2 protein-coding genes are annotated in these 2,538 nt (G+C 57.2%); both read right to left on the reverse strand.

The genetic code is table 11. The features are described 5' to 3' along the window. Positions 1–169 precede the first annotated feature (169 nt). Positions 170–934 (reverse strand): IS21-like element helper ATPase IstB, encoded by a 765-nt coding sequence (gene istB / locus ACEN2J_RS20695; protein WP_323033187.1) that lies wholly within the window; start codon positions 932–934, stop codon positions 170–172. Beyond that, a complete protein-coding gene (gene istA / locus ACEN2J_RS20700) occupies positions 931–2,421 on the reverse strand; it encodes an IS21 family transposase (RefSeq protein WP_442108635.1) in 1,491 nt (496 codons plus the stop codon). Before istA ends, istB begins: the two co-directional genes overlap by 4 nt. Between the last annotated feature and the right edge of the window lie 117 nt (positions 2,422–2,538).

Below are 2,538 nucleotides of genomic sequence, written 5' to 3' on the forward strand. Positions count from 1 at the left end.
CAACGGCAGAGTAAAAGTGAGCCAAAGGGCAGTGCAAAATGTTGCCACTTTGGGGTTGGGATAATCAGCGTATAGACGAGCGCCAGCATCCGGGCGGCCGCGCTTGTCATATAGCTGGCGGTTGCCCGGATGCTTTGGCCCGTCAGGGCCAATCGGTGCTGATTGTGATTTAGGTTTTGGGCGTTGCCTGACGCGCCTTACTTTGTCCAAGGCGGTAGCTTTCGCCATTCATCTCCAGGATGTTGACGTGGTGGGTCAGTCGGTCGAGGAGTGCGCCGGTCAGGCGTTCTGACCCAAAGGTTTCGGTCCATTCGTCGAATGGCAGGTTGCTGGTGATCAGCGTGGAACCGCGCTCGTAGCGTTGGGAGATTAACTCAAACAGAAGCTCGGCCCCGGTTTTGCTCAGCGGAACAAAGCCCAGCTCGTCAATGATAAGCAGCTTGTAACCCACCATCTGCTTTTGAAGCCGTAGCAGTCTGCGTTCGTCTCTGGCCTCCATCAGTTCATGAACAAGCGCTGCGGCGGTGACAAAGCCGACAGACAGGCCTTTCTGGCATGCCGACAACCCTAGGCCGAGGGCAATGTGGGTTTTGCCGGTGCCTGAAGGGCCGAGTGCGATGACATTCTCGCGCCGGTCAATCCATTCGCAACGCGCCAACTCCAGCACCTGCATCTTGTTCAAGGCCGGGATCGCCTTGAAGTCGAAGCTGTCCAGGCTTTTGACGGCCGGGAACCTGGCAGCCTTGATGCGCCGTTCGATCATCCGCCGCTCACGGTCGATCATTTCCAATTCAACCAAGCGGGCGAGGAACTGAACATGATCCTGCCCCTCTGTGGCGCACTGGCGGGCCAGTTTGCCATATTCTCGAAGCACCGTTGGCAGCCGTAGTGATTTGAGCCGGTGATCCAGTAAGATTTGAGGGGCTTGTGTCATGCAGCCTTGCCCCGCTGCATCAGGGACATGTAGCTGGCCGCTGACGTCGTGCCGACATTGGCCTTTGGCAGATAAGGATAGACATCAAGATCCAATTTGGGCGGCCGCTTCTCGATCTGGCACAGCACAAGGTGTTTGACGGCATCAAAACCAATAGCCCCCATTCGGAGTGCATTTTTAACGGCGACCTGCAGGTCCCCCATCTCGAATGTCTCCAGCAGCCGCAAGACCTGCACATACTCGCGCCGACCAGCCTTGATCATGCGGGCTTCCATCAAGCGGCGTAGGGTCGCAAATTCCTCTGGCAGATCCCATTCCGCCAATGGGGCGGCCTGATCCAAAGCACCGATCTTTTGCTCAAGCAGCGGCAGATAATGGACAGGATCAAAGACCATATCCTCCCGATCCCAGCACCGGGGGTGGCGGGCAATCACATCTCCGCCACAGCCAATGACAACCTGATCGACATAGCCGCGCACCCAAACGTCACGGTGACCATAGGCAACCGGCACCGAGTAATCATTGGTTTTGTAGCGCACCAAGGATTGTGAGTTCACTTGGCCACTGGATTGATCACAGGCATCAAACGGCGATGCGGGCAGATCCATCATGGCATCAAGGTCACGGGCCAGACGTTGCCCGATGCTGTCGCCATGCCCGCGCAAGACATCTGATTGACGCTTGCGGCATTGCTCTTCAAGCCAAAGGTTGAACGCCTCCCATGTCGCAAAATGAGGGATGGGCACCATGAAGTTGCGCCGGGCATACCCGACCAGACCCTCAACAGCGCCTTTATCGTTGCCCTTGCCCGGGCGACCATAGCGATCATGGATGAAGTAATGCGACAAGAACCCGCTGAACAGCTTGGTCCGCTTGCGCGAACCGTCCGGCAAGATCTTCGCGACCAAGCATCGATCGTTGTCATAAAGAACCGACTGCGGAACACGGCCGAAGAAGGCAAAGGCATGAACATGGCCATCAACCCAAGCCTCGGAGACCGCTGCAGGATACGCACGCACAAAGCACGCATCGCTGTAGGGCAGATCCAGCGCAAAGAAATACGCCTTTTGCTCGACACCGCCGATCACAACCATTGCTTCGCCAAAATCAGCTTGGGCGTGGCCGGGGGAATGCGCCAGCGGCACAAACATCTCCCGACTGCGGCGCCCGTGTTCCCGGACATAGTTCTTGACCGTCGAATAGCCGCCCCGAAATCCATGTTCGTCGCGCAACCGTTCAAAAACGCGCTTGGCGGTATGGCGCTGCTTCCGGTTCCGGCTGAGATCGTCCTGCAGCCACTGATCAATGAAGCCGGTGAACCCGTCCAACTTGGGCCGCTTGATCTGCGCCGTTCGTTGATATCCGGGCGGGACCGAAAACATCATCATCTTCTTCACGCTTGCACGAGATATGCCGAAATGGCCTGCTGCCACCCGTTCGCTCATACCACCCCGACGCGCGAGGCGGACCTTCAAATATAAATCCACGACTAAAATCTCCCGCCCTCCCTGCAAACAGAAAGGGCCAAAGTGGCAACATTTTACGCTGCCCGCAGCGAGATTATCACGCCACTTCCGTGGCTCACTTTTGCACTGCCGTTCTCA

This window comes from Pseudorhodobacter sp. W20_MBD10_FR17 (assembly GCF_052119765.1).
In the GTDB taxonomy this organism is placed as follows: Bacteria; Pseudomonadota; Alphaproteobacteria; order Rhodobacterales; family Rhodobacteraceae; genus Pseudorhodobacter.